The following is a 25,093-nucleotide window of genomic DNA, read 5'->3' as shown; positions in this document are numbered from 1 at the left end:
CCGTGCTGAAGGCCACGCTCCGCAGTTTCCTCGCGCACAAAGGACGGCTGGTGCTCTCCGCGCTGGCCGTGGTGCTGTCCGTGGCGTTCGTCTCGGGCAGCCTGATCTTCTCCGACACGCTGAGCCACACCTTCGACCGGCTCTTCGCCTCGACCGCGCCGGACCTCACGATCAGCCCCAAGGAGGACCTGAGCGAGGCCATCCCGTCCGGGACGACGGCCACCCTGCCGGCCGCGCTCGCGGACCGCGTGTCCCGGGTCGAGGGAGTCGCCGCCGCGCGCTTCGACGCCGAGGACGACGGGATCACCGTCGCCGACTCCGAGAACAAGTCCGTGGGCCCGACCACCGGCGCCCCCACCATCGGCACCGACTGGAACCCGACCTCGCGCAGCCCCGTGAAGCTCACCTCGGGCCACGCCCCGCACGGCCCGTCCGAGGCGCTGCTCGACTCGGAGACCGCCGACCGCAAGGACCTGCACATCGGCGACCCGCTCACCGTGATCGCGGCGCCGGGCTCCTTCAAGGTCCGGATCGTCGGCATCGTCACGTTCACCACCACCAACCCGGGCGCCACGCTGCTGTTCCTGGATCCACCGACCGCGCAGACCAAGCTGCTCGGTTCCACGAAGGCCGCCACCAGCATCTCCATCGACGCGGCCGAGGGCGTCGGCAACGACCAGCTCAAGCAGCGTGTGGCCGCCGCGCTCGGGACGGGCACCTACGAGTACCGGACCGCCGACGAGCAGGCGAAGTCGGACGTCGACCAACTGGGCGGCTTCCTCGACGTCATCAAGTACGTCATGCTGGGATTCGCCGGGATCGCCGTCCTGGTCGGCATCTTCCTGATCGTCAACACCTTCTCGATGCTGATCGCCCAGCGCACCCGTGAACTGGGGCTCCTGCGCGCACTGGGTGCCGACCGGCGCCAGGTCCGCCGCTCGGTGCTCACCGAGGCCACCCTGCTCGGCCTGGTCGGCTCCACGGTCGGGCTCGGCACGGGCATCGGGCTGGCCGTCGGGCTCATCTCGCTGATGAACGCCTTCGGCATGAACATCCGGACGAGCGAGATGGTCATCGGCTGGGGAACACCCGTGGCGGCGTACGTCGTCGGGGTGGGCGTCACCTTCGTCGCGGCGTATCTCCCGGCCCGGCGCGCGGCCGGCGTCTCCCCCATGGCGGCCCTCGCGGACGCCGAGATCGCCGGGATCGGGAAGCCACTGCGGATGCGGGCGATCGTGGGCGGGATCGTCGGCGCGGCGGGCGCGGCCGCGCTGGTGGGCTGTGTCACCTCGTCGAAGACGGCGTCCGCGGCCTCCCTGCTGGGCCTCGGTGTCGTCCTGACGCTTCTCGCCACCGTCGTCGCGGGCCCGCTGCTGGTGCGGCCCGTGATCCGGGTCCTGGGCGGCGCCTTCCCCGCCCTCTTCGGCTCGGTCGGGCGGATGAGCCAGCGCAACGCCCTGCGCAATCCCCGCCGTACCGGCGCCACCGCGGCCGCCCTGATGGTGGGCCTCGCCCTGGTCGGCGGGATGTCCGTGGCCAGCGCCTCGATGTCCAAGTCATTCGACGACCAGATCGACAAGACGCTGGGCGCCGACTTCGTCGTGCAGAACGGCAACTTCCTGCCGTTCCCGCAGGAGGTCACGGAGGCGGTGCGCAGGACCGACGGCGCCGGGCTCGTCGTACGGTCGAGGTTCGCGCCCATTGCCGTACGGCTGCCGGACGGCAAGCGCGTCGAGACCACCGCCGCGGGGTACGACCCGCAGCTCGACGAGGTCGCCCACATCACCTACGCGCAGGGCGACACCGCGGCCGCCCTCGCGTCCGGGCACCTGGCCATGGACCTGGACTTCGCGCGCGACCACGACGTGAAGGTCGGCAGCAGGGTCCCGGTCGAGTTCCAGGGCGGGCGCCGGACCGAACTGACCGTGGGCGCCCTCACCGACCAGGACTCCGCGGACGGGTTCGGGACGCAGGGCGGCATCTACTTCGGCCTGTCCACCCTGGAGCGGTTCGCGCCGGGCGGCCAGGACTCCGCGCTGTATGTGAACGCCGCCTCCGGCGCCGGCGCCGACCGGCTGCGCGCGGCCCTGGAGAAGACACTCGACCCGTATCCGCAGGTCCAGGTGCGCGACCTCGCCGACTACAAGGACCTGGTCCACGACCAGATCGCCGTTCTGCTCTACCTCGTGTACGCGCTGCTCGGGCTCGCGATCGTCATCGCCGTGCTCGGTGTGGTCAACACCCTCGCCCTGTCGGTCGTGGAGCGCACCCGGGAGATCGGGCTGCTGCGCGCCATCGGGCTCGCCCGGCGTCAGCTGCGCCGGATGATCCGGCTGGAGTCGGTGGTGATCGCCGTGTTCGGCGCGGTCCTCGGGCTCGCGCTCGGGCTGGTGTGGGGTGTGTGCACCCAGCAGGTGCTGGCGCTGCAGGGCCTGAACGCGCTGGCGATCCCCTGGGGCACGATCGTCGCGGTCGTCGTCGGCTCGGCGGTGGTGGGCATCGTGGCGGCACTGCTGCCGGCCTTGCGTGCCTCGCGCATGAACGTACTGGCGGCGATCGCGCACGAATGATGGAATCGCGGGGCAGACAACTCAAGTCGCTCACCGCTGAGGAGAGTTCATGCCCCGCCCGTTTCGCTTCGCCGTCAACCTGACCGCCGCCGCCACCGACGAGGACTGGCGCGCCAAGTGCCGACAGGCCGAGGAACTCGGCTACGACGTGATCCTGGTCCCCGACCACCTCGGCAAGATCGCCCCCTTCCCCGCGCTGGTCGCGGCGGCACAGGTCACCGAACGACCGCGCCTCGGCACGTTCGTCCTCAACGCGGGCTTCTGGAACCCGACGCTGCTCGCCCGCGAGGTCGCCACGGTGGACGCCCTCACCGGCGGCCGCCTCGAACTCGGCCTGGGCACCGGCTATGTGCAGTCCGAGCACGACCAGGCGGGACTGCCCTTCGGTTCGGCGGGCGAGCGGGTGGACCATCTCCGGCGCACGGTCGAGGAGTTGGAGCGGCTGTTGTCCTCACAGGACCATGTGCCGCAGCCGGTGCAGCGGCCCCGGGTGCCCCTGCTGATCGGCGGCATAGGAAACCGGATGCTGAAACTGTCCGCCGAGCACGCCGACATCGCGGCCTTCACCGGGGCGACCCTGGTGCCGGGGAACACGACCGGAAAGCTGACCCCGACCACCGCCGAGCAACTCGACGAGCGCGTCGGGCGCTATCGGCAGCTGGCCGAGGGACGCAAGGAACCGGCCGAACTGAACCTGCTCATCCAGATGGTGGTGGTCACCGACGACCGCGAGGCGGTGGCCACGCCGTTCCTGCACCGGGTGCCGGACCTGACCCTGCAGCAGGCGCTGGATCTGCCCATCATGCTGATCGGCACGGTCGAGGAGATCGTCGCTCAGGTGCTGGCCCAGCGCGAGCGGTACGGCTTCACCTATCTGACGGTGCTGGAGGCCTCCATGGAGGCCTTCGCACCGGTGATGGCGCGGCTGCGCGGCCGGTAGCCGTCCGGATCCTGGAATTTCCCGTCCCGGGCGGGGCCGACGTGGTGGGATCGCCGCATGACTGACCTGCGGATACGGGCCGCGACGCCCGACGACCTCGACACCGTGCTGGCGTTCTGGAAGCAGGCCGCCGAGGGGACGAGCATCAGCGACGACCGGGACGGCGTGGAGCGGCTGGTCACCCGGGACCCCGAGGCGCTGATCCTCGCCGAGCTCGACGGCGAACTGGTCGGCACGGTGATCGCGGGCTTCGACGGCTGGCGGTGTCATCTGTACCGGCTCGCGGTGCACCCGGAGCGCCGGCGGCGGGGCATCGGATCGGCGCTGCTCACGGCCGCGGAGGAGCGGTTCGTACGGCTCGGCGGGCGCCGCGGGGACGCGATGGTGCTGGTGCGCAACGAAACCGCACAGCACGCGTGGCGCGCGGCGGGGTATGCGCCCGAGGAAAAGTGGCGGCGCTGGGTGAAACCCTTCGCCGGATAGGACGGGCGATCCTGGGGACCCTGTCCGATCATGGGACGGAGGTGACCCGATGACCGAAGTGCTCCTCCTGCTGGTGGCGATCCTGCTCTCGCTGGCCTGCGGTGCCTTCGTGGCGGCGGAGTTCTCGCTGACCACGGTGGACCGCGGACAGCTGGAGCGGGCGGTGGAGCGCGGCGAGCGGGGCGCGTCCGGCGCCCTGAAGGCCGTACGGCATCTGACGTTCCAGCTGTCCGGGGCGCAGCTCGGGATCACCGTCACCAACCTGGTCGTCGGCATGCTCGCCGAACCGTCGATCGCGGCGCTGATCGCGGGGCCCCTGGAGTCGCTCGGGGTCTCGCCGTCCACCTCCCGCTCGCTGGCGCTGGTGCTGGGCACCGCGCTGTCGACGGTGTTCCTGATGGTGGTCGGCGAGCTGGTGCCCAAGAACTGGGCGATCTCCTCGCCGCTGGCCATGGCCAAGCGGGTGGGCACCGCGCAGAGCTGGTTCAGCGCGGCTTTCCGCCCCTTCATCTCCCACCTCAACAACATGGCCAACCGGGTGGTGCGCCGCTTCGGTCTTGAGCCCGCCGAGGAGCTGGCCTCGGCGCGTGGGCCGCAGGAGCTGGCCGCGCTGGCCCGGCACTCGGCTCTGGCGGGCGCGCTGGAGGCGGACACCGCCGAGCTGTTCGTGCGGACGCTCAATCTCGCCGACCTGACCGCGGAGAACGTGATGACCCCGCGGGTGCAGGTGATCGCCCTGGACGTCCAGGCGACCTGCGAGGACGTGGCGAACGCGACGCGCGCGACCGGGCTGTCCCGGTTCCCCGTCTACCGCGGCGGCCTCGACTCGGTCGTCGGCATCGCGCACATCAAGGACGTCCTGGCGGTACCGGCCGAACGTCGGCCCCGCGCCTCGGTCGCCGAGCTGCTGCGCGAGCCGCTGCTGGTGCCCGAGTCGCTCACCGTGGACCGGCTCCTGGACCGGCTGTCCGGCAAGCGCACGATGGCGGTCGTCATCGACGAGTACGGCGGCACGGCGGGCGTGGCCACGCTGGAGGACATCGTCGAGGAGGTCGTCGGCGAGGTACGCGACGAGCACGATCCCCACGAGACGTCCGACCTGGCCCCCGCAGGCACCGACGAGGAGGGCAGGGAGCTCTTCCGGGCCGACGGTTCGGCCCGCATGGACCAGCTCGCGCGCGTGGGCCTGCGGGCACCCGAGGGGCCGTACGAGACGCTGGCCGGCCTTCTGGCGACGGAGCTCGGCCGGATCCCGGCCGTCGGCGACTCGGTGGAGGTCGCCGGCTGGCGGCTCGACGTGGTGGACGCGCAGGGGCGCCGCGCGGCGCGGGTACTGCTGCACGCGCCCCTGCCGGGGGAGGTGACCGGGTCGTGACCGCGGTCCAGTCACCGGAGGAGGGGGCGCGCGCGGTGGCGGCCGCCGGGCCGCCGGAGGGGGCACGAGCCATGACCGCCTCCCAGCCGCCCCGAAGGACGCGAGCCACGACCGCCGTCCAGCCATCCGAGCGGAGGGCCGAGGGATGACCGTCGTGCAGTTGTTGATCGGTCTGGCGACTCTCGTCGTCAATGCCTTCTTCGTGGGTGCCGAGTTCGCGCTGATCTCGGTGCGGCGCAGCCAGATCGAGCCCTACGCCGAGCAGGGCGACCGGCGTGCGAAGAGCGTGTTGTGGGGGCTGGAGCACGTCTCCGCGCTGATGGCGGCCGCGCAGCTCGGGATCACGTTGTGCACGCTGGTCCTGGGTGTGGTCGCGGAGCCCGCGATCGCGCATCTGCTGGAGCCGGTGTTCCACGCGGTGGGTGTGCCCAAGGGCGCGGGGCACGCGGTGTCCTTCGTGATCGCGCTGACCGTGGCGACCTATCTGCACATGCTGCTCGGCGAGATGGTCCCGAAGAACATCGCCCTCGCGGAGCCGGTGCGCAGCGCGCTGCTGCTCGGGCCGCCGCTGGTCACGCTGGCGCGCGGGCTGCGTCCGGTGATCTTCGCGATCAACGCCTTCGCGAACGCCCTGCTGAAACTGCTCCGCGTGGAGACCAAGGACGAGGTCACGGCGACCTTCTCGGACGCCGAACTGGCCCGGATCGTACGGGACTCCGGAGAGGCGGGCCTGATCGACGAGCGGGCGCGGGAGCGGCTGCACGACGCGCTGGAACTGGGGCGACGCCCCGTGCGGGACGTGGTGCTGCCCCTGGAAGCGGTGGTCTACGCGCACGTGGGCGTCACGCCGGCGCAACTGGAGGCGCTGTCGAACGAGTCCGGGTTCTCACGGTTCCCGGTGGTGGACGAGGGGCGGCGGATCGTCGGCTACCTCCACGTCAAGGACGCGCTGGACGCCTCGCCGCGGGATCTGCCGTTCCCGGTGCGGGACATGCGGCCGATCGCGCGGATCCGGGAGAGCACACCGCTGGACGACGTACTGACGGCGATGCGGCGCAGCCGTACCCATCTGGCGGCGGTGCTCGGCGAGGACGGGCGGCTGGCGGGGCTGGTGACGATGGAGGACGTGCTGCGGGAACTGTTCGGACGGCAGGTGTGAGGGGCGGTCCGGGCGGGCGGCGGTCCTGAGTGGCCGTTCGGAGCACCCGGGGCGACCGACCGCCGGGTATGTGCAGCGGTTACCATTTCTTCCGCCATGCAGACTAATCCCCCTTACTCCAGCCTGGTCGCGGTCGGCGACTCCTTCACCGAGGGCATGTCGGACCTGCTGCCGGACGGCTCCTACCGGGGCTGGGCCGACCTTCTCGCCGGCCGGATGGCCGCCGTGACACCCGGCTTCCGGTACGCCAACCTCGCGGTGCGCGGCAAGCTGATCCAGCAGATCGTCGACGAGCAGGTCGACGTGGCGGCGGCGATGCAGGCGGACGTGATCACGCTGGTGGGCGGGCTCAATGACACCCTGCGGCCCAAGTGCGACATGGTCCGGGTCCGCGACCTGCTGACGGAGGCCGTGGAGCGGCTGGCCCCGTCCTGCAAGCAACTGGTGCTGATGCGCAGCCCCGGCCGCCAGGGCCCGGTCCTTCAGCGGTTCCGGCCGCGCATGGAGGAGCTGTTCACGGTCGTCGACGAGCTCGCCGCACGCCACGGCGCGGTGGTCGTCGACCTGTACGGCGCCCCCTCGCTCGCCGACCCGCGCCTGTGGGACGTGGACCGGCTGCATCTGACGGCCGAGGGCCACCGCCGCGTCGCCGAGGCCGTGTGGCAGACCCTCGGCTACGACCCCGAGGACACGGAGTGGCGTACGCCGATCCCGGCGACGGTCCCCCCGAGGTGGCTCGCCCGACGCATCGCCGACGCGCGCTTCGCCCGGCAGCACCTGCTGCCGTGGATCGGACGGCGCCTGACGGGCCGCTCCTCGGGCGACGGCCTGCCGCCGAAGCGGCCCGACCTGCTGCCGTACGAACACTGAGGTCGTCGTGCACACGCGCGTGGTCAACGTCAGGGGCCGTCTCCACGAGTACGGCCCCCGCCTCGAACACGCGCCCGCCGACCTGGTCTACGTCGGCCGACGCTGGACCATGGGCGGCTGGGACCTGCCGAAGCACCCGCTGTACAACCCCTTCGCCTACGACACCCCCGCGCGTCGTCGGGACGGCACGCGGGCCGAGGTCATGGCGAAGTACCGGGCGTATCTGCTGCGGCGACCGGATCTGCTCGCACTGGTGCCCGGCCTTCACGGCAGGGCCCTGGCCTGCTGGTGTGCGCCCGCACTGTGTCACGCCGACGTGCTGGCGGAACTCGCGGAAGACCTCTCGTAGGTTCCGACGAACGGGGCCCGGGCGCTGGCCTGCACGAATCGCCAGTAGAATCCGTACACGTGACTTCCGCTCCCGCCAAGCCCCGCATCCCGAACGTCCTCGCCGGACGCTACGCCTCCGCCGAGCTCGCCACGCTCTGGTCGCCCGAGCAGAAGGTCAAGCTCGAGCGTCAGCTCTGGCTCGCCGTGCTGCGGGCCCAGAAGGACCTCGGGATCGAGGTGCCCGAGGAGGCCCTCGCCGACTACGAGCGGGTCCTGGACACCGTCGACCTGGCCTCCATCGCCGAGCGCGAGAAGGTCACGCGGCACGACGTGAAGGCGCGGATCGAGGAGTTCAACGACCTCGCCGGGCACGAGCAGGTCCACAAGGGCATGACGTCCCGGGACCTCACGGAGAACGTCGAGCAGCTCCAGATCCGGCTCTCCCTGGAACTGATCCGCGACCGCAGCGTGGCCGTCCTGGCGCGCCTGGGCAAGCTGGCCGGCGAATACGGCGAGCTGGTCATGGCCGGCCGCTCCCACAACGTGGCCGCGCAGGCCACCACTCTCGGCAAGCGTTTCGCGACCGCGGCGGACGAGCTGCTCGTGGCCTACGGCCGGGTCGAGGAGCTGCTGGCCCGCTATCCGCTGCGCGGCATCAAGGGCCCGGTCGGCACCGCGCAGGACATGCTGGACCTGCTGGGCGGGGACGCGTCGAAGCTGGCGGAGCTGGAGCAGCGGATCGCCGGTCACCTGGGCTTCTCGCAGGCGTTCACCTCGGTCGGCCAGGTCTACCCGCGCTCCCTGGACTACGAGGTCGTCACCGCGCTGGTGCAGGTGGCCGCGGCCCCCTCCTCGCTCGCGAAGACGATCCGGCTGATGGCCGGGCACGAGCTGGTGACCGAGGGGTTCAAGCCGGGACAGGTCGGCTCCTCCGCGATGCCGCACAAGATGAACACGCGGTCCTGCGAGCGCGTCAACGGCCTGATGGTCATCCTGCGCGGCTACGCCTCGATGACCGGCGAGCTGGCGGGCGACCAGTGGAACGAGGGCGACGTGTCCTGCTCAGTGGTGCGCCGGGTCGCGCTGCCGGACGCGTTCTTCGCTCTCGACGGTCTCCTGGAGACCTTCCTGACGGTCCTCGACGAGTTCGGCGCCTTCCCGGCCGTCGTCGCGCGCGAGCTGGACCGCTACCTGCCGTTCCTCGCCACCACCAAGGTGCTGATGGGCGCGGTGCGCGCGGGTGTCGGCCGTGAGGTCGCGCACGAGGCGATCAAGGAGCACGCCGTCGCCTCCGCCCTCGCGATGCGCGAGCAGGGTGCCGAGCGCAACGAACTCCTCGACAAGCTGGCCGCGGACGAGCGCATCCCGCTCGACCGGGCCGGGCTGGACGCGCTGATGGCCGACAAGCTGTCCTTCACGGGCGCCGCGGCCGACCAGGTCGCCGCGATCGTGGGCCGGATCGAGGAGATCGCGAAGCAGCACCCGGAGGCGGCGGGCTACACCCCCGGAGCGATCCTCTGACCCGCTTCACCCCCGAGGAGTTGGAGGCCGCCCGCGAACGTCTCGTACCGGACGTGGTCGCGGACGGTCTCCGTGTGCTGTTCTGCGGCATCAACCCCGGTCTGATGACGGCCGCGACGGGCCATCACTTCGCCCGGCCCGGCAACCGGTTCTGGCCGGTGCTCCATCTGTCCGGCTTCACTCCGAGGCTCCTGAAGCCGTCGGAGCAGCGGGAGTTGCTGTCGTACGGGCTCGGCATCACCAATGTCGTGGCCAGAGCGTCCGCGCGGGCGGACGAGCTGAGCGCCGAGGAGTACCGCGAGGGCGGGCGGCTGCTGGCGGAGAAGGTGGCGAGGCTCAGGCCCCGCTGGCTGGCCGTGGTGGGGGTCACCGCCTACCGTGCGGCCTTCGACGACAAGAAGGCGCAGGTCGGACCGCAAGAGCGGACGATCGGGGAGACGCGGGTGTGGGTTTTGCCGAATCCGAGCGGCCTCAACGCGCACTGGACGGCGGCGACGATGGCGGAGGAGTTCGCCCGGCTCCGGGTGGCGGCGGGGAATGGCTAGGTGTGCTGTCCGGGCAGGTTGGTGACGCGGCTGCCGTGGAGTAAGCGCCACGGCCACGGACCCACCGTAGGGTCAAGCATCCCGGCCACGTGCCCGCCCCAGGGTCAGGCGTCCCGGCGGCGCAGGCTCCACGCGCCCGCCGTGACGGCTGCCGCTGTCCACAGTGCGGTGACGCCGAGTCCGCCCCACGGGCCCGCAGTCCGGTCGGGGGTCTCGTACAGGACGGCCTGTCCGGCCCTGTCGGGCAGGAAGTCGGCGACACCGCCCCCGGCCGCGTCTCCGATGACGAACGAGACGATGAGGATGAACGGGATGATCAGGGAGAGTGCGCCCACCCCACTGCGCAGCAGGGCCGCGACTCCCGCCGCGAACAAGGCCATCAGCGTGAGGTAGACCGCACAGCCGACGACACCGCGGGTCTGCTCTCCCGTGGAGAGACCGCTCGCCGCGTCCCCGAGCCCGGCCCGCGCCACGACGAGCGCCGCGAACGCGGTGACCAGCCCGACGGCCAGCGTCGGCGCGCCGATCGCGAGCAGCTTCGCCGCGAACCACCGCCCCCGCCGCGGCACCGCGGCCAGCGACAGCCGGAGCCCACCCCCGTGGAACTCCGACGACACCGCCATGGCTCCGAAGGAGATGGCCGCGATCTGGCCCGGCGCGATCCCGGACAGGGCCATGAACAGCGGATCGAATGCGGGGTCCGAGGTGTCCGAGACCCCGGCGATCGCGGAGAACGCGGTGGTCGCCGCGAACAGGGCGAGCAGTGCGCCGAGGAGCGAGCGCAGCGTACGGATCTTCAGCCACTCGGAGCGGAGGACCGGGGCGAAGGAGCGAGGGGTGGGTGCGGACGACATGTCAGGCCTCCTGCGGCTGTGCGGTGAACTCTGTCTCGGTCGCGGTCAGATCCAGGTAGGCCTGCTCCAAAGTGGCTTCCTGCGTGGCCAGTTCGAGGATCGGCACGCGCGCGGCGGAGACGATGCCGCCGATCTCGTCCACGCGCGCGTGCTCCACGGTCCAGTGCCCGTCCTCGTGCTCCACGGCGTCGTGACCGTGCCGGGCGAGCGCGCTCTTGAGGGCGGTGGGGTCCGTCGTGCGGATGCGGACGCCGGGCCGCACGCGTGCGTGGATGAACTCCCGCATCGGTGTGTCGGCGAGCAGCCGCCCCCGGCCCAGGACGACGAGGTGGTCGGCGAAGGACGCGGTCTCGTGCATGAGGTGGCTGGAGACCAGCACCGTGCGGCCCTCTCCGGCCAGCCGGCGCAGCAACTCGCGGATCCAGATGATGCCTTCGGGGTCGAGGCCGTTCGAGGGCTCGTCGAGCATGACCACGCCGGGGTCGCCGAGCAGGGCGGCCGCGATGCCGAGCCGCTGCCGCATGCCCAGGGAGTACGTCTTCACCCGGCGCCTTGCGACCGAGGCCAGCCCCGTCTGCTCCAGCACCTCCTCGACCCGGCGGTCGGGGATGCGGTTGCTCGCCGCCAGCGTGCGCAGGTGGTCGCGGCCGGAGCGGGAGCCGTGCGCGGCCTGGGCGTCGAGCAGGGCGCCCACCTGGCGCAGGGGTTCGTCGAGTGTGACGTAGGCGCGGCCGCCGATCGTGGCCGTCCCGGAGGTCGGGCGGTCGAGGCCGAGGACGAGCCGCATGGTGGTGGACTTTCCGGCGCCGTTGGGCCCGAGGAAGCCGGTGACACGGCCCGGGAGGACACGGAAAGTGACGTCGTCCACGGCTCGTCGGGTGCCGAACTCCTTGGTGAGGGCTTGGACTTCGATGCTGGTCATGGCAGCAGCCTGACCGGTGCCGCGGGGGCGGGGCCTCCCCCGCGCGTGGAGATCGTCTCCCCCGTGCGGGGGAGGCTCGTTGTCGGTGGCGGCTGGCACGATGACCACATGGTCCGCCTGCTGCGCCCGTTCGGTCGGGCGGTGACGTACACACGATGGCTGCATCTGTTCATCGCCGTCGTGTGGCCGGCCATGTGGATGTTCGTCGAGGAAGCGTGGTGGATCTGGCCGGCGGCGGCCCTGACGCTCGCGCCCGCGGGGCTGGTGCCCGCGATGCGCACCGTTGAGGGGCTGCAGGCGAGGCTGCTGCTGACAGGGCACCGGCACAACAGCGAGAGCATCGACATCGTCGTCGCGCCGTCGGCGTCCTGGAGCGACCGGGGACGGCTCGTCGTGTGGCTGGAGACGCGGCTGCTGATCGGCAACGCGACGGCGATGCTCACCATGCAACTGCTCATCAGCTCGGTGGACCTGGTGGCGTCGGCCTTCGGCCATGACGTCGACGAGGGCGTGCTGATCCTCCTCGACGGTCACCGGTGGTGGCACGTCCTGCTCGCGCCCCTGTCGCTGGCCGCGCTGGCGGCGACCGTGGTCGGCTCGGGCCGTCTGATCACCGCGCTCGCCCTCCGGCTGCTCGGCCCCTCCCCCGCCGAGCGCCTGGCCGCCATGGAGGAGCGCACCGAGCAGCTCCTGGAGCGCACCCGTATCGCGCGTGAGCTGCACGACTCCATCGGGCACGCCCTGACCGTCGCCGTCGTCCAGGCGGGCGCCGCGCGGGCGGCCGGCGATCCGGCCTTCACGGACCGTGCCCTGGACGCCATCGAGGAGACCGGCCGGGCCGCGCTGGAGGACCTGGAGCGCGTCCTCGGCGTCCTGCGCGAGTCCGGCCGGCCGGTGAGCGGCCGCCCGACGCTGACGGACGCCGACCGGCTCCTGGAGTCCGCGCGCGCGTCCGGCGCCAAGGTGGACGCCGAGTTGACCGGGCCGGTGGACACCGTGCCCGGGCCGGTCTCCCGGGAGGGCTACCGGATCCTCCAGGAGTCGCTGACCAATGTGCTGCGGCACGCCGGGGCCGTCCCGGTCCGGATCCGTATCGAGGTCACGGACGAGGCCCTCGCCCTGGAGGTCCGCAATCCGCTGACGGCCGACATACCCGGCCCCGGGCGCGGCAGCGGGCTGCGCGGGATACGCGAACGGGCTGCCCTGCTCGGCGGCAGCGCGCACACCGGACCCGACCGGGGTGACTGGCAGGTGCATGCCGAGCTGCCGCTGCGCTGATCTACGCTGACGGGATGCCGGTCACCGTTCTCCTCGTCGACGACGAACCCCTCGTACGCACCGGTCTGCGGGCGGTGCTCGAGGCGCAGCCCGACATCGAGGTCGTCGGCGAGGCGGCCGACGGGGCGGCGGTGATCCCCCTCGTGCGGCAGCTGCGGCCCGACGTGGTCGCCATGGACGTACGGATGCCTCTGCTGGACGGCATCGAGGCCACGCGCGCGGTGCTGCGGACGGTCGCGGAGCCGCCGAAGATCCTCGTGGTGACGACGTTCGAGAACGACGAGTACGTGTACGAGGCACTGCGGGCCGGTGCCGACGGGTTTCTGCTGAAGCGGGCCCGGCCGGCCGAGATCGTGCACGCGGTACGGCTGGTCGCCGCGGGTGAGTCACTGCTGTTCCCCGCCTCGGTACGACAGCTGGCCGCCCAGTACGGCGAGGAGGGCGGCAACCGCGCCGCCCGGGCCGCGATGGAGCGGGCCCAGCTGACCGAGCGGGAGGCCGAGGTGCTGCGGCTGATGGCGCGCGGTCTGTCCAACGCGGAGATCGCCGGGCGGTTGATCGTCGGCACGGAGACCGTGAAGTCGCACGTCAGCGCCGTCCTGGCGAAGCTGGGGGCGCGGGACCGGACGCAGGCGGTGATCGCGGCGTACGAATCGGGGTTCGTGGCGCCGGGGTGACAGGTGAACCGGCCGGCGGGGCGCCAGGTCGGCGGAGCGACCTGTACCATCCGCCCCACACGCGCACGAGCTGGGAGGACGGACGTTGGGGCGACTGACCGGCGGGGATCCCTCGCTCCTGCGAAGAATCAATTCCGCGGTGGTGCTGCACGCGCTGCGCGCCACGGACTGCGCGACGCTGACCGAGATCACCCGCGTGACGGGCCTTTCCCGGCCGACGGTCGAGGGGGTCGTCGAGGGGCTCATCGAGAGCGGCCTGGTGGTCGAGAAGGCGGCGGACGAGAGCGTCGCCCGGCGGCAGGGACGGCCCGCGCGGCGGTTCCGGTTCCGGGCCGAGGCCGGGCACCTGCTGGGGCTGGACATCGGACCCCACCGGGTCGCCGCGCTCCTGTCAGACCTCGACGGCAGGGTGCTCGGCGCCGTGGCCAAGGACGTCGACGAGACGGCGTCCGCCGACGAACGTCTGGAGCGGCTGCGCACCGCGGTCGCCGAACTGCTGCGCCGCGCCGGGGTCGCGCGCGACTCCCTGTGGGCCGTGGGGGTCGCCTCTCCGGGCATCGTGGAGGCGGACGGGACCATACGGCTGTGCGCGGCGCTGCCCGAGTGGACGGGACTGCGTCTCGGCGAGCGGCTGAGCCGTTCCTTCAAGTGCCCGGTACTGGTGGAGAACGACGCCAACGCGGCCGCGGTCGCCGAACACTGGAAGGGCTCCGCCACCGAGTCCGACGACGTGGTGTTCGTACTCGCCGGGCTGAGCCCGGGGGCGGGTTCGCTCATCGGCGGGCGGTTGCACCGGGGGTACGGCGGGGCCGCCGGGGAGATCGGCGCCTTGCATCTGCTGGGCCGCGAGGTCACCCCCGAGACGCTGCTGTCCACCACAAACGAGCCCTTGCACCCGCTCGACGAGCAGGCGGTCGCCGCGGTCTTCGCACAGGCCCGTGAGGGCGACCAGCGGGCCCGGGCGGCCGTGGACCGGTTCATCCACCGGCTCGTCCACGACGTGGCGGCGCTCGTCCTGGCCCTCGACCCGGAACTCGTCGTGGTCGGCGGCTGGGCGGCCGGCCTGGACGGCGTACTGGAGCCGCTGCGGCGCGAGTTGGCCCGCTACTGTCTGCGGCCGCCGAAGGTCACCCTCTCGCTCCTGGGCGAGGCGGCCGTGGCGACGGGCGCGCTGCGACTGGCTCTCGACCATGTGGAGGAGCAGCTGTTCGCGGTGGAGGGCACGGTCACGGCGCGGCGGTGACGCGGTGGCGCCCCGGACCTCGAAAGAGATCCGGGGCGCCGCCGTACTCCTAGGAGGCCCGGCGTTCCGGGCCCTCGTGGATCTCCACCGCGCCGGAGTCCCCGAAGGTCAGCCGGCAGGTGTCCGCACGGTAGGTGGCCACCGAGACGGCCGCGGTGCGGCCCCCCGCCAGGTAGCGGGTGGTGACGACGAGGACCGGGGCCCCGGGCAGGCGGTCCAGCTCCTTCGCGTCGTCCGCGCGGGCCGAGCCGAGCTCGACGGCGTTCTCCCGGCTCTCCAGCTCCAGGCGCTGCAGTTCGCGCAGCACGGCACGCGCGCGTGCCGCCCCGGACGGTGCGTCTATGGCGGAGAGCTCCGGCACCGACGCCTCGGGAATGTACAGCAGCTCGGCGGCGACGGGCTGGCCGTGGGTCATACGGGAGCGGCGCACGGTGTGCACCGGCTGCTCGCGGTCGGTGCCGAGGGCGTCCGCGACGGCTGCGGGCGGCACCGCGGCGGCGCAGTCGACGGTCTGCCAGTCGTCGCCGGCCGCACCGGGCCAGGCGTGCTGCTCGGTGCCGACGGCCACGCCCACGCGCGGCGGCGCGACGGTCGTACCGACACCGCGGCGGCGCTGCAGCCTGCCTTCCAGCTCCAGCTGCTCCAGAGCCTGGCGGAGCGTGGCGCGGGCGACGCCGAAACGGGCGGCGAGATCGCGCTCGTTCGGCAGGATCTCGCCCACGGAGAATTCGGAGTCCAGTGCCTCACTGAGCACCGTCTTGAGATGCCAGTACTTCGGTTCCGGCACCGTTTCGAGCTGCGTGGTGGTCCCCACCCTGTCCTCCGCAATCGCCGTGGTCCGGCGGCGTTTTAGCGCCCTTGTTTATTAAAGGTTGTTGCACTTCTCTGCGACCATAGGGCGGCCCCCACCCTTGGTCAAGACCAATCCTCGATCCCCTGGGGGGCGCGCGGGCGCGATGCCACACAGCGTTAATGAGGCATTCAGGCAGCGGGCAGGGCGCGCAGCTTGTCGGGGTTGCGGATGACGTAGACGGACTGGATGCGGCCGTCCAGGATGTCCAGCTGGAAGACGGAGTCGGGCTTTCCGCCCGACAGGACGAGCACCGCCGGTCCGCCGTTGAGCTCCAGGAAGCGCCACGTGATGTCCGGGACGCCCTTTTCGGCGACGCCGACGAGGAAACGGCCCACATGGTCGGCCGACTCCAGGACCCGCAGCGGCGCCTTGGCCTTGCCGCCGCTGTCCCCGACGAGCCGGACGTCCGGGGCGAGCAGCGACATCAGCCCCTCCAGGTCGCCTCCGCCCGCGGCGGCGAGGAAACGCTCCGTCAGATCGCGGCGCAGGGCGGGGTCGACCTCGTAGCGCGGCCGTCGTTCCTCGACGTGCCTGCGGGCCCGCCCCGCGAGCTGCCGTACGGCGGGTTCGCCGCGGTCGAGCATGGCGGCGATGTCGGCGTACGGGTAGCCGAAGGCCTCCCTGAGGACGAACACCGCCCGCTCCAGCGGTGACAGCGACTCCATGACGACCAGGACCGCGAGGGAGACCGAGTCGGCGAGGACGGCCTGCTCGGCGGTGTCGGGCACGGTGTCCCCGAAGTCGGTCACGTACGGCTCGGGCAGCCAGGGGCCGACGTACGTCTCGCCGCGCGCCTTGACCTGGCGCAGCCGGTCGATCGCCAGGCGGGTGGTGACGCGGACCAGGTAGGCACGCGGTTCACGCACCTCGCTCCGGTCGGCCGCCGACCAGCGCAGCCAGGCTTCCTGCACCACGTCCTCGGCGTCGGCGACGCGCCCCAGCATGCGGTAGGCGACGCCCATGAGGACGGGACGGTGTTCTTCGAAGACATCGGTCTCGGTGTCGGTGGCCACGGGTTCATCCCAACCCAGACGCCGGTTCGTGTCCAGGCGATTTGGGCGGGCGGCGGGGCCCGGTGGATCCGAGGGTCTACCCGCCAGTAGCAATTGCTGACAAGCTGTCTACAGCGCGTCCGCCGTGCGCCTGCCTCAGCCCGTGAGCCGCCGTCAAGGAGCCCTCATGTCCACCACCGTCTCCTTCAAAGTCCCCTCTGCCAGGGGGCCGCAGCCCGTGACCGTCTCCTACGCGCGCGTGGGCCGCGGTGAGCCACTGCTCCTGCTGCACGGCATAGGTCACCACCGGCAGGCCTGGGACCCGGTGGTGGACATCCTGGCGACCGAGCGCGACGTGATCGCCGTGGACCTGCCGGGGTTCGGCGCGTCGCCGGGGCTGCCCGAGGGGCTGTCGTACGACCTGGCCACCACGACGTCCGTGTTCGGGGCGTTCTGCGAGGCCCTGGAGCTGGACCGCCCGCACGTGGCGGGCAACTCCCTCGGCGGTCTGCTGGCCCTGGAACTCGGCCGCGAGCGGCTCGTACGGTCCGTCACCGCGCTGTCTCCCGCCGGGTTCTGGTCGGGGGCCGAACGGCGCTACGCGTTCGGGGTACTGCTCGCGATGCGGCACATCTCGCGGCGGCTGCCGCTGCCGCTGGTCGAGCGGCTGTCGCGCAGCGCGGCCGGCCGCACGGTGCTCACGAGCACCATCTATGCGCGCCCGGGCCTGCGTTCACCCGAGGCCGTGGTCGCGGAGACCCTGGCCCTGGCGCAGGCCACGGGGTTCGACTCGACCCTGCGGGCCGGTACCGCCGTCCAGTTCAGCGACGACGTCGCGGGGCTGCCGGTCACGGTGGCCTGGGGCACCAGGGACATGCTGCTCGTGCGCCGGCAGGGGGTGCGGGCCAAGCAGATCATCCCCCGGGCCCGGCTCGTGCGGCTGCCCGGCTGCGGCCACTGCCCGATGAACGACGACCCCGCTCTGGTCGCGCGCGTCATCCTCGACGGCAGCCGCCGAGTCCTTCCGCCGTCGGCTCAACGCCCCTGATCCGAGGGCGACTCCGGTGCCGACCAGGGCACTGCCCACGGCCTGGGCGGCGCCGTAGGAACCCGTTCCGACAACGGGCGCGGTACAGGCGGCCGCGACCGGGATGAGCCCGGAGAACAGCGTGGCGCGCTCCGCGCCGATCCGCTGCATGCCCATGTACCAGCACACGAACCCGACGACGGTGACGACCGCCGCCTGCCACAGCAGCGCGGCGGCCTCGGCGGTGTCGGGGCGGCGCAGCCACGCGGTGCCGTCCAGGAACAGCCCGACCAGCGCGGCCTCGACGGCGGCGACCGCGCAGACGACGGCGGACAACAGCCGTGGCCCCAGGGGCCGCAGCACGGGTACGGCGAGCACCGCGAAACCGACCTCACCGGCCAGCGCGCACACCGAGAAGGCGATACCGGTGCCGTCCGTACGGCCCCAGCCCTGCACGGCGAAGGCGCCCAGGGCGACGAGCAACGCGCCCCGCAGGACGCGGGGTCGGGGTCGGCGTCCGTCGAGGAGCGGCATGAGAACGGCCACCAGCACGGGGGCACAGCCCACGAAGACGCCGGGGACGGCCGGTTCCGCGGTGCGTTCGGCGGCGATCACCGCGAGGTTGAAGCCGACCATGCCCACGGCGGCGAGGAGCGCGAGACGGGTCCACTGACGGGGCCGGAGTGCCCGCAGCCGTGACGCTGCGCCCCTCGCGGCCGGCGGAACGAGCAACAGCGCGGCGAGGCCGTAGCGCAGGAACTGGCCGCCCGCGTACGGGTAGTCGCCGAGCAGGCTGTTGGCGGTGAAGGACGCTCCGACGAGGACGCAGGCGAACGCGGCGAGCAGGGAACCGCGCGTGGTGGTGTTCATGGCAGAGACGCTAGGAACGGTGGCGGTCCGGTTTAAGGTCCATTCCCATGACGTCATCGGGGACCAATCCGCAGGAGCGGCCTGCCGTACCGGAATCCGCCGGGTCGCCCGCCTGGGAGCTGCTCCTGCCCGCCGTCTCCGCGCCGGCACGCACGCGTGGCCGTTCCCTGCAGGCGGCGCTGCGGGAGGCGGTGCGGTCCGGACGGCTCGTGCCGGGGACACGGCTGCCGTCGAGCCGGGATCTGGCGGCCGACCTCGGTGTGTCGCGTGGGCTGGTCACCGAGGCGTACGAGCAGCTGACGGCGGAGGGCTATCTGCGCAGCGGCCGGGGTGCGGGCACCTGGGTCGGCGGTGCCGTACGGGCCGCCCATCCACGCGCGCGTGACCTGGCCCCGCGCACTGCGGGCAGTCGCGCCGACTTCGTGGCCGGGACGCCCGACCTGTCGTTGTTCCCCCGCGCCGCCTGGGCCACGGCGCACCGCGGTGTGCTGGCGGAACTGCCGCACCAGGACCTCGGCTATCCCGACCCGCGCGGGCTGCCCCGGCTGCGCGCCGCCCTGGCCGAGCTGCTGGCCCGCCGCCGGGGCGTGGTCGCGGATCCGGAGCGGATCGTGGTCGTCTCCGGCGTGGCGCAGGCGACGACACTGCTCGGATTCGCGCTCCACGCGCGCGGGTTGCCTACGGTCGGTGTGGAGGATCCCGGGAGCCCGCAGCACGACGCCCTGTACGCGGCGGCGGGCGTCGCCACCGTTCCCGTACCGCTGGACGAGGACGGAATCTCCCTCGGTCCGCTGCGCGACTCGGGGGTGCGTGCCGTGGTCACGACGCCCTCCCACCAGTTCCCGACCGGCATCGCCTACTCCGCGCGGCGCCGCGCGGAACTGCTCGACTGGGCGCGTTCCGTCGACGGCTTCGTCCTGGAGGACGACTACGACGGCGACTTCCGCTACGACCGGGCCCCCGTCGGCGCGCTCCAGGGGCTCGACCCGGATCGGGTGGCCTACGCGGGATCGGTCAGCAAGTCCCTCGCTCCCGGACTGCGGCTCGGCTGGCTGCTGGTGCCGGAAGCGCTGGCCGACGAGGTCATCGAGCGGAAGCGGACCATGGACCTCGGTCATCCCACGATCGACCAGGCGCTGTTCGCCCGGTTCGTGGAGCGCGGCGACTACGACCGCCAACTGCGCCGCTGCCAGCGCGCCTACCGGGAGCGGCGCGACGCACTGGTCTCCGCGCTGGACGAACACCTGCCCGGCACCGAGGTGTCCGGGATCGCCGCCGGGCTGCACGTCATCGCCACGCTGCCGCAGCGGTACGGCCCCCAGGAGAGGTTCCTCGCGCGCCTGGCGGCGGCCGGTGTGACCGTCCGCCCGCTGACGGACTACGCACACGCGCGTGCCGAGCCCGACGAGCAGCGGGGTGTGCGGCTGGTCCTCGGCTACGCGCACCTGCCCGAGACGCGGATCCGGGACGGCGTACGCCTGATGGCCGAGGCCGCCCGCGGCTGACCCGCACCATTTCGCACACGGGTTCCCTTGTTCCCGCGGCCAGTTGTTCACCTGCGGTTTGCGTGTGCGCTGCGGTGCCCCAGTAGTTCTGGCATCGCACACCGGCCGGATCCCGTCCTTGGAGGCGCATCCATGTCACACCGTCCGTTCCCCGGCCGCCGCAGCGTGCTGCGCGGCTCCCTGGCCGCCTCGGCCGCCCTCACCCTGCCCGCGGTGTCCGGAGCCGCACCCGCCTTCGCCCTCTCCGGGCGCCCGGGGGCGGGCTGGGGGGTGCAGACGGGAGACGTGACCTCCGACTCCGGCCTGGTGTGGGTGCGTTCCGACCGTCCGGCCCGGATGATCGTGGAGACGTCGGCGACCGAGTCGTTCCGCAACCCCCGCAGATGGCACGGCCCGCTGCTCGGCGCGGACACCGACTTCACCGGTACGACCCGGCTGCGCGGCCTGCCGTCGGGCGAGCAGATCCACTACCGCGTGCTGCTGGCCGACCCGGACGACCCGCGCCGCACCGGCGAGCCCGTCGCCGGCACCTTCCGCACGGTGTCCCCCAAGCGCCGTGACGGGGTGCGGTTCCTGTGGTCCGGTGACCTCGCCGGACAGGGCTGGGGCATCAACCCGGACTTCGGCGGCTACACGATCTACCGGGCGATGGCCGAGCTCGACCCGGACTTCTTCCTGTGCAGCGGCGACAACATCTACGCCGACGGCCCGATCTCGGCGACCGCCGCCCTGCCCGACGGCAGCACCTGGCGGAACATCACCACCGAGGAGAAGTCCAAGGTCGCCGAGACCCTGGCCGAGTTCCGCGGCAACTTCCGCTACAACCTGCTCGACCACAACCTCCGGGCCTTCAACGCCCAGGTGCCGTCCGTCATCCAGTGGGACGACCACGAGGTGCGCAACAACTGGTACCCGGGCCAGACGATCCTCGACTCCGACGCCCGCTACACCGAGAAGAGCGTCGACGTCCTCGCGGGCCGGGCCCGGCGCGCGTTCAGCGAGTACTTCCCGGTCTCCACGCTGCGGCCGGGTGCGCGGGACGGCCGGGTGTACCGGGTGCTGCGCCAGGGACCGCTGCTCGACGTGTTCGTACTGGACATGCGGACGTACCGCAACGCCAACTCGCCCGACGACCAGACCGTGGACCCGCAGGGCATCCTCGGCCGGGAGCAGCTGGAGTGGCTCAAGCGGGAGCTGTCGCGCTCGCGGGCGGTGTGGAAGGTGATCGCCTCCGACATGCCGCTCGGCCTGGTCGTGCCCGACACCACGGAGGGCAGGGCGAACATCGAGGCGGTGGCGCAGGGCGACCCGGGCGCCCCGCTCGGACGCGAGCTGCAGATCGCCGAGCTGCTGCGGTACATCAAGCACCGGCGGATCACCGGCACGGTGTGGCTGACCGCCGACGTCCACCACACCTCGGCCCAGCACTACCAGCCGTCGCGGGCCGCGTTCACCGACTTCGAGCCGTTCTGGGAGTTCGTCTCGGGTCCGCTGAACGCGGGTGCCTTCCCGGCCAGCGCGCTCGACGGCACGTTCGGCCCCGAGCGGGTGTTCGTGAAGGCGCCGACCGCCGCGAACGTCTCCCCCGCGGGCGGTTACCAGTTCTTCGGCGAGGTCGACATCGACGGCCACAGCGGTGAGCTGACGGTGCGTCTGCGCGAGCAGGACGGCTCGGTGCTGTTCACGCAGGTGCTCCAGCCGGGCCGGGTGGGCCAGTGACCTCCCGCTGCCGTCACTCATGACTGAACAATTGAAAAGGGTACAAAAAGCGCAGAACCACACTTTACCGATCAGTCACAGTGCGTTCGTGATCACGCAACACCGTTCCTCCACAGTGGCTGCATGACTCGAGACATGTCTGATGTGACCCGTGCGAAACAGGGTCGCCCCGTGCACCACTGGCGGCGCGACCTGATCGAACTCGCAGCCCTGTTCACGGCGGTCGCGGTGGCCGACACCGTGGCGAACCTGATCGGACATGGCCCCGACGGTACCGCGCTGCTGGTGATCTCGGCGGTGACCCTGGCCGCCACGGCCGGATTCCACACATGGTGGGCACGCCGCCACGGTCACGCGCCCCCGACGGGTGATACCGGCACCCGGCCGCTGCCCCACGGGGCGCAGGCCGGGCCGTCCGACCAGCCGTCGCGCACCGCGGACCCCGTGGCCGCGGAGAGCACGCTGTGGCGGATGCGCACCACGGTGAAGGACGAACCGGGCTCGCTGGCCGCCCTCTGCACGGCCCTCGCCGCGCACCGGGTCGACATCCTCAGCCTGCAGACCCACCCCCTGGCCGAGGGCACGGTCGACGAGTTCCTGCTCCGTGCCCCCGGTGCGCTGGAGGGCTCCGAGATCACCCGGGCCGTCGCGCTGGCCGGCGGCGCCGACACCTGGATCGAGCGGGCCGACACGCACGATCTGGTGGACGCCCCGACCCGGGTGCTGGGCCTCGCCACCCGGACCGCGCTGGACGCGGCGGAACTGCCGCTGGCCTTGCGGCAGTTGCTGGGCCGGTGCACGATCCGCTCCTTGCCGGCCGTACCGGCGGGAGGCGGTCGCGGCTCGGAGAGTGTGCCGGTGGAAGGAGCTCTGGAGGACACCGTGATGCGGTTGCGGGCGCCGGAAGGCGGAGTGATCACCGTGGAACGACCGTATCTGCCGTTCACGCCGACGGAGTTCGCCCGGGCCCGGGCCCTGGTCGAGCTGGACGCCCGGCTGGGTCCGCGGGTGCCGCGCAGCCAGGACGCACTGACACTGCCGGAAGGCCACGACATCACCGTGCGCCGGGCCGACACCGGGGACCTGGACGCCGCGGTGGCGATGCACGAGCGGTGCTCGCCACGGACGTTGACCATGCGCTACCACGGGCCCGTCGGTGACGCCGACCGCTACCTCAACCACCTGCTCAGTCCACGGTTCGGCCGCACCCTCGCCGTACAGACCGCGTCGGGGCGGATCGTGGGGCTCGGGCATCTGCTGTGGGACGGCGACGAGACCGAGGTGGCGCTGCTCGTCGAGGACGCGTGGCAGCGGCGGGGGATCGGCGCGGAGTTGCTGGAGCGGCTGGTGGCGCTGGCCGTCGAGGCCGGCTGCGAGAGTGTGTACGCCGTGACCCAGTCCTCCAACACGGGGATGGTCGCCGCGATGCGGGGGCTGGGGCTCCCCCTCGACTATCAGATCGAGGAGGGGACCCTGGTGATCACCGCACGGCTGGCTCCGCAGGGAGAGCCGGAGGGTGCGGTGGGCGTTGTCAGGGGCGCCGAAGCACCGTAGGGGTACTGGTCTCGTCGGCGGGTGCGGGTGAGCTGTGGCTGGTCGCGCCGTTCCCCGCGCTCCTTTCGGGACGCTCCAGCGCTGTGTCCAGATCGGTCCACAGGTCCTCCACGTCCTCCAGGCCCACCGACAGACGCAGCAATCGGTCACTCACCCCGGCACCCCTGCGGTCCTCCGCGTCCACGATGCGGTGGCTGATCGACGCCGGGTGCTGGATGAGGGTGTCCACGCTGCCCAGGCTCACCGCCGGGGTGATCAGGCGAACCCGCTCGATCACCCCGTGCGGGTCGCCGTCGACCTCGAAGGCGATCATCGCGCCGCCGATGCGCGGGTAGTGGACGCGGGTGACGCGAGGGTCTGCTGCCAGGCGGCGGGCGAGTTCGGCGGCGTTCGCGGACGCCGCGCGCACCCGTACGGGCAGCGTCGCGAGGCCTCGCAGCAGCAGGTAGCCGGCGAGGGGGTGCAGGACACCGCCCGTGGCGAAGCGGACCTGCCGCAGGTGCCCGGCGAACTCCTCGTCGCAGGCCACCACGCCCGCCATCACGTCCCCGTGGCCGCCGAGGTACTTGGTGGCGCTGTGCAGCACCAGGCGGGCCCCGTGCTCCGCGGGGCGCTGGAGCACCGGCGTGGCGAAGGTGTTGTCCGCGAGGAGGGGCACCGAGCCGCAGGAGTGGGCCAGGGCCCGCAGGTCGATCTCGGCGAGGGTGGGGTTGGCCGGGGACTCGACCAGGACCAGGCCGGTGTCCGGGCGCAGGGCGTCGGCGACCCCCGCCGGGTCGGTCCAGGTGACCTCCGTGCCGAGGAGTCCCGCGGTCAGCAGGTGGTCGCTGCAGCCGTACAGGGGGCGTACGGCGACGACGTGGCGCAGGCCCAGGGAGCCCCGTACGAGAAGGACGGCCGTGAGCGCGGCCATGCCGCTGGCGAAGGCGACCGCGGACTCGGTCCTCTCCAGCCGGGCCAGGGCGGTCTCGAAGCGGGCGACGGTGGGGTTGCCGAGGCGTCCGTACACGGGCGGGCCGTCCGGGTCGGCGCCGGTCGCCGCGAAGGCGTCGATGCGGGCGGCCTCGCCGCGGCTGTCGTAGGACGGGTAGGTCGTCGACAGGTCGATGGGCGGGGCGTGCAGCCCCTGCCGGGCGAGGTCGTCGCGGCCGGCGTGGACGGCCTCGGTGGCCAGTGCTCTGAGCGGCGTACGAGAGGCGGTGGCGGTGCGCGCTGAGTCCATGCCCGCAAGAGTGAACACCGACCGGCATTCGCGGGCCGAACCCCGTGCTACGTTCGACCGATGGCCGAATCCGTCGTACTGGACCCGGTGGACCTGCATCTGCTGCGGCTGTTGCAGAACGACGCCCGGACCACCTACCGCGACCTCGCCGCGCAGGTCGGTGTCGCGCCGTCGACCTGTCTGGACCGGGTGACCCGGCTGCGCCGCTCGGGCGTGATCCTCGGTCATCAGCTGCGGCTGGATCCGGCCAAGCTGGGCCGGGGCCTCGAAGCGCTGCTGTCGGTGCAGGTCAGGCCGCATCGGCGGGAGCTGGTGGGGCCGTTCGTGGAGCGCATCCGGGCGCTGCCGGAGTCGCGGACCGTCTTCCATCTGACCGGCCCCGACGACTATCTCGTGCATGTGGCCGTGGCGGACATGACGGATCTGCAAAGGCTGGTGCTGGACGGGTTCACGTCCCGGCGTGAGGTGGCCCGGGTGGAGACCCGGTTGATCTTCCAGCAGTGGGAGTGCGGGCCGCTCCTGCCGCCTGCCACGCCGACAGCGGAATCGGGGTGACTCCCGCGAGGTCCCCGTATGAGGATGGA

The 25,093-nt window shown here is 72.4% G+C and carries 22 protein-coding genes and 1 pseudogene; 17 read left to right on the top strand and 6 right to left on the bottom strand.

From position 1 onward, the window contains the following. Window positions 1-2: 2 nt before the first annotated feature. From ACIBJB_RS19905 to mug, 9 genes are all read left to right on the top strand, one after another. Window positions 3-2,570 carry an ABC transporter permease gene (locus ACIBJB_RS19905; protein ID WP_398932220.1) on the top strand — a complete coding sequence of 856 codons (2,568 nt, stop codon included), beginning with the start codon at window positions 3-5 and terminating at the stop codon, window positions 2,568-2,570. Between the two features lie 49 nt (window positions 2,571-2,619). Then, window positions 2,620-3,510, top strand: coding sequence for an LLM class F420-dependent oxidoreductase (locus tag ACIBJB_RS19900; RefSeq protein WP_398932218.1), 891 nt, complete (start codon window positions 2,620-2,622; stop codon window positions 3,508-3,510). Between the two features lie 57 nt (window positions 3,511-3,567). After that, window positions 3,568-3,993: a GNAT family N-acetyltransferase gene (locus ACIBJB_RS19895; RefSeq protein WP_391060896.1), complete on the top strand. Its 426-nt coding sequence runs from the start codon at window positions 3,568-3,570 to the stop codon at window positions 3,991-3,993. Window positions 3,994-4,042: 49 nt separating this feature from the next. After that, a complete protein-coding gene (locus ACIBJB_RS19890) occupies window positions 4,043-5,368 on the top strand; it encodes a hemolysin family protein (RefSeq protein WP_398932215.1) in 1,326 nt (441 codons plus the stop codon). A 145-nt stretch (window positions 5,369-5,513) separates the two neighbouring features. Next, window positions 5,514-6,527 (top strand): hemolysin family protein, encoded by a 1,014-nt coding sequence (locus tag ACIBJB_RS19885; protein ID WP_398932213.1) that lies wholly within the window; start codon window positions 5,514-5,516, stop codon window positions 6,525-6,527. 96 nt (window positions 6,528-6,623) lie between these two features. Then, window positions 6,624-7,397: an SGNH/GDSL hydrolase family protein gene (locus ACIBJB_RS19880; protein WP_398932211.1), complete on the top strand. Its 774-nt coding sequence runs from the start codon at window positions 6,624-6,626 to the stop codon at window positions 7,395-7,397. Window positions 7,398-7,404: 7 nt separating this feature from the next. Then, window positions 7,405-7,746 (top strand): DUF4326 domain-containing protein, encoded by a 342-nt coding sequence (locus tag ACIBJB_RS19875; protein WP_398932209.1) that lies wholly within the window; start codon window positions 7,405-7,407, stop codon window positions 7,744-7,746. A 59-nt stretch (window positions 7,747-7,805) separates the two neighbouring features. Then, window positions 7,806-9,248 carry an adenylosuccinate lyase gene (gene purB, locus ACIBJB_RS19870; RefSeq protein ID WP_398932207.1) on the top strand — a complete coding sequence of 481 codons (1,443 nt, stop codon included), beginning with the start codon at window positions 7,806-7,808 and terminating at the stop codon, window positions 9,246-9,248. Continuing rightward, the gene (gene mug / locus ACIBJB_RS19865) at window positions 9,245-9,793 is read left to right on the top strand and encodes a G/U mismatch-specific DNA glycosylase (protein ID WP_398932686.1); all 549 of its coding nucleotides are present in this window, start codon (window positions 9,245-9,247) and stop codon (window positions 9,791-9,793) included. The genes purB and mug overlap by 4 nt, the downstream gene beginning before the upstream one ends. A 104-nt stretch (window positions 9,794-9,897) precedes the next feature. Here mug and ACIBJB_RS19860 read toward each other — a convergent pair whose 3' ends face one another. Both ACIBJB_RS19860 and ACIBJB_RS19855 read right to left on the bottom strand, forming a co-directional pair. Next, window positions 9,898-10,647 (bottom strand): ABC transporter permease, encoded by a 750-nt coding sequence (locus tag ACIBJB_RS19860; protein WP_398932205.1) that lies wholly within the window; start codon window positions 10,645-10,647, stop codon window positions 9,898-9,900. Between the two features lies 1 nt (window position 10,648). Then, window positions 10,649-11,569, bottom strand: a complete 921-nt coding sequence (locus ACIBJB_RS19855) for an ATP-binding cassette domain-containing protein (protein WP_398932203.1) — start codon at window positions 11,567-11,569, stop codon at window positions 10,649-10,651. Window positions 11,570-11,677: 108 nt separating this feature from the next. On the opposite strand from ACIBJB_RS19855, the gene ACIBJB_RS19850 reads away from it, so the two are divergent. From ACIBJB_RS19850 to ACIBJB_RS19840, 3 genes are all read left to right on the top strand, one after another. Next, the gene (locus ACIBJB_RS19850) at window positions 11,678-12,847 is read left to right on the top strand and encodes a sensor histidine kinase (protein ID WP_398932201.1); all 1,170 of its coding nucleotides are present in this window, start codon (window positions 11,678-11,680) and stop codon (window positions 12,845-12,847) included. A 14-nt stretch (window positions 12,848-12,861) separates the two neighbouring features. Next, on the top strand, window positions 12,862-13,524 hold the full coding sequence (locus ACIBJB_RS19845; RefSeq protein WP_398932199.1) for a response regulator: 663 nt from the start codon (window positions 12,862-12,864) through the stop codon (window positions 13,522-13,524). Window positions 13,525-13,609: 85 nt separating this feature from the next. Then, window positions 13,610-14,767 (top strand): ROK family transcriptional regulator, encoded by a 1,158-nt coding sequence (locus ACIBJB_RS19840; protein ID WP_398932197.1) that lies wholly within the window; start codon window positions 13,610-13,612, stop codon window positions 14,765-14,767. 49 nt (window positions 14,768-14,816) lie between these two features. On the opposite strand, the gene ACIBJB_RS19835 is transcribed toward ACIBJB_RS19840, so the two are convergent. Further along, window positions 14,817-15,581 (bottom strand): GntR family transcriptional regulator, encoded by a 765-nt coding sequence (locus tag ACIBJB_RS19835; protein WP_398932195.1) that lies wholly within the window; start codon window positions 15,579-15,581, stop codon window positions 14,817-14,819. 167 nt (window positions 15,582-15,748) lie between these two features. After that, window positions 15,749-16,633: an RNA polymerase sigma-70 factor gene (locus tag ACIBJB_RS19830; RefSeq protein WP_398932193.1), complete on the bottom strand. Its 885-nt coding sequence runs from the start codon at window positions 16,631-16,633 to the stop codon at window positions 15,749-15,751. A 166-nt stretch (window positions 16,634-16,799) separates the two neighbouring features. On the opposite strand from ACIBJB_RS19830, the gene ACIBJB_RS19825 reads away from it, so the two are divergent. Next, entirely contained in the window at window positions 16,800-17,660 is an 861-nt protein-coding gene (locus tag ACIBJB_RS19825) for an alpha/beta fold hydrolase (protein WP_398932191.1), read from the top strand. 63 nt (window positions 17,661-17,723) lie between these two features. Here ACIBJB_RS19825 and ACIBJB_RS19820 read toward each other — a convergent pair. Next, window positions 17,724-18,509 (bottom strand): annotated as a pseudogene (locus tag ACIBJB_RS19820) (DMT family transporter); the annotation flags it as partial. A gap of 47 nt (window positions 18,510-18,556) precedes the next feature. Here ACIBJB_RS19820 and ACIBJB_RS19815 point away from each other — a divergent pair. The 3 genes from ACIBJB_RS19815 to ACIBJB_RS19805 all read left to right on the top strand — a co-directional run bounded on the left by ACIBJB_RS19815 (window position 18,557) and on the right by ACIBJB_RS19805 (window position 23,287). Continuing rightward, a complete protein-coding gene (locus ACIBJB_RS19815; RefSeq protein WP_398932189.1) occupies window positions 18,557-20,014 on the top strand; it encodes a PLP-dependent aminotransferase family protein in 1,458 nt (485 codons plus the stop codon). A gap of 132 nt (window positions 20,015-20,146) precedes the next feature. Next, complete coding sequence (locus ACIBJB_RS19810; RefSeq protein WP_398932187.1) at window positions 20,147-21,733, top strand: alkaline phosphatase D family protein; 1,587 nt, start codon at window positions 20,147-20,149, stop codon at window positions 21,731-21,733. Window positions 21,734-21,904: 171 nt separating this feature from the next. Continuing rightward, the gene (locus tag ACIBJB_RS19805; protein ID WP_398932685.1) at window positions 21,905-23,287 is read left to right on the top strand and encodes a GNAT family N-acetyltransferase; all 1,383 of its coding nucleotides are present in this window, start codon (window positions 21,905-21,907) and stop codon (window positions 23,285-23,287) included. Here the strand turns inward: ACIBJB_RS19805 and ACIBJB_RS19800 are convergent. Next, on the bottom strand, window positions 23,265-24,509 hold the full coding sequence (locus ACIBJB_RS19800; RefSeq protein ID WP_398932185.1) for a trans-sulfuration enzyme family protein: 1,245 nt from the start codon (window positions 24,507-24,509) through the stop codon (window positions 23,265-23,267). The genes ACIBJB_RS19805 and ACIBJB_RS19800 overlap by 23 nt on opposite strands. Before the next feature lie 60 nt (window positions 24,510-24,569). Between ACIBJB_RS19800 and ACIBJB_RS19795 the strand changes: the two genes are divergently transcribed. Next, entirely contained in the window at window positions 24,570-25,064 is a 495-nt protein-coding gene (locus ACIBJB_RS19795; protein ID WP_398932183.1) for an Lrp/AsnC family transcriptional regulator, read from the top strand. The last annotated feature ends 29 nt before the right edge of the window (window positions 25,065-25,093 follow it).

This window comes from Streptomyces sp. NPDC050759, from assembly GCF_044456945.1.
Classification (GTDB): domain Bacteria; phylum Actinomycetota; class Actinomycetes; order Streptomycetales; family Streptomycetaceae; genus Streptomyces.
The sequence above is the reverse complement of the archived record's forward strand: the minus strand, read 5'-3'. Positions and strand labels throughout refer to the sequence as shown.

Excerpts from the sequence above, each read along its gene's own strand:
- ACIBJB_RS19800 (WP_398932185.1), bottom strand. The coding sequence starts at position 24,509 with ATGGACTCAGCGCGCACCGCCACCGCCTCTCGTACGCCGCTCAGAGCA.
- ACIBJB_RS19900 (WP_398932218.1), top strand. The coding sequence starts at position 2,620 with ATGCCCCGCCCGTTTCGCTTCGCCGTCAACCTGACCGCCGCCGCCACC.
- ACIBJB_RS19795 (WP_398932183.1), top strand. The coding sequence starts at position 24,570 with ATGGCCGAATCCGTCGTACTGGACCCGGTGGACCTGCATCTGCTGCGG.
- ACIBJB_RS19880 (WP_398932211.1), top strand. The coding sequence starts at position 6,624 with ATGCAGACTAATCCCCCTTACTCCAGCCTGGTCGCGGTCGGCGACTCC.
- ACIBJB_RS19860 (WP_398932205.1), bottom strand. The coding sequence starts at position 10,647 with ATGTCGTCCGCACCCACCCCTCGCTCCTTCGCCCCGGTCCTCCGCTCC.
- ACIBJB_RS19810 (WP_398932187.1), top strand. The coding sequence starts at position 20,147 with ATGTCACACCGTCCGTTCCCCGGCCGCCGCAGCGTGCTGCGCGGCTCC.
- ACIBJB_RS19845 (WP_398932199.1), top strand. The coding sequence starts at position 12,862 with ATGCCGGTCACCGTTCTCCTCGTCGACGACGAACCCCTCGTACGCACC.
- ACIBJB_RS19895 (WP_391060896.1), top strand. The coding sequence starts at position 3,568 with ATGACTGACCTGCGGATACGGGCCGCGACGCCCGACGACCTCGACACC.
- ACIBJB_RS19850 (WP_398932201.1), top strand. The coding sequence starts at position 11,678 with ATGGTCCGCCTGCTGCGCCCGTTCGGTCGGGCGGTGACGTACACACGA.
- ACIBJB_RS19825 (WP_398932191.1), top strand. The coding sequence starts at position 16,800 with ATGTCCACCACCGTCTCCTTCAAAGTCCCCTCTGCCAGGGGGCCGCAG.
- ACIBJB_RS19815 (WP_398932189.1), top strand. The coding sequence starts at position 18,557 with ATGACGTCATCGGGGACCAATCCGCAGGAGCGGCCTGCCGTACCGGAA.
- ACIBJB_RS19890 (WP_398932215.1), top strand. The coding sequence starts at position 4,043 with ATGACCGAAGTGCTCCTCCTGCTGGTGGCGATCCTGCTCTCGCTGGCC.
- ACIBJB_RS19885 (WP_398932213.1), top strand. The coding sequence starts at position 5,514 with ATGACCGTCGTGCAGTTGTTGATCGGTCTGGCGACTCTCGTCGTCAAT.
- ACIBJB_RS19855 (WP_398932203.1), bottom strand. The coding sequence starts at position 11,569 with ATGACCAGCATCGAAGTCCAAGCCCTCACCAAGGAGTTCGGCACCCGA.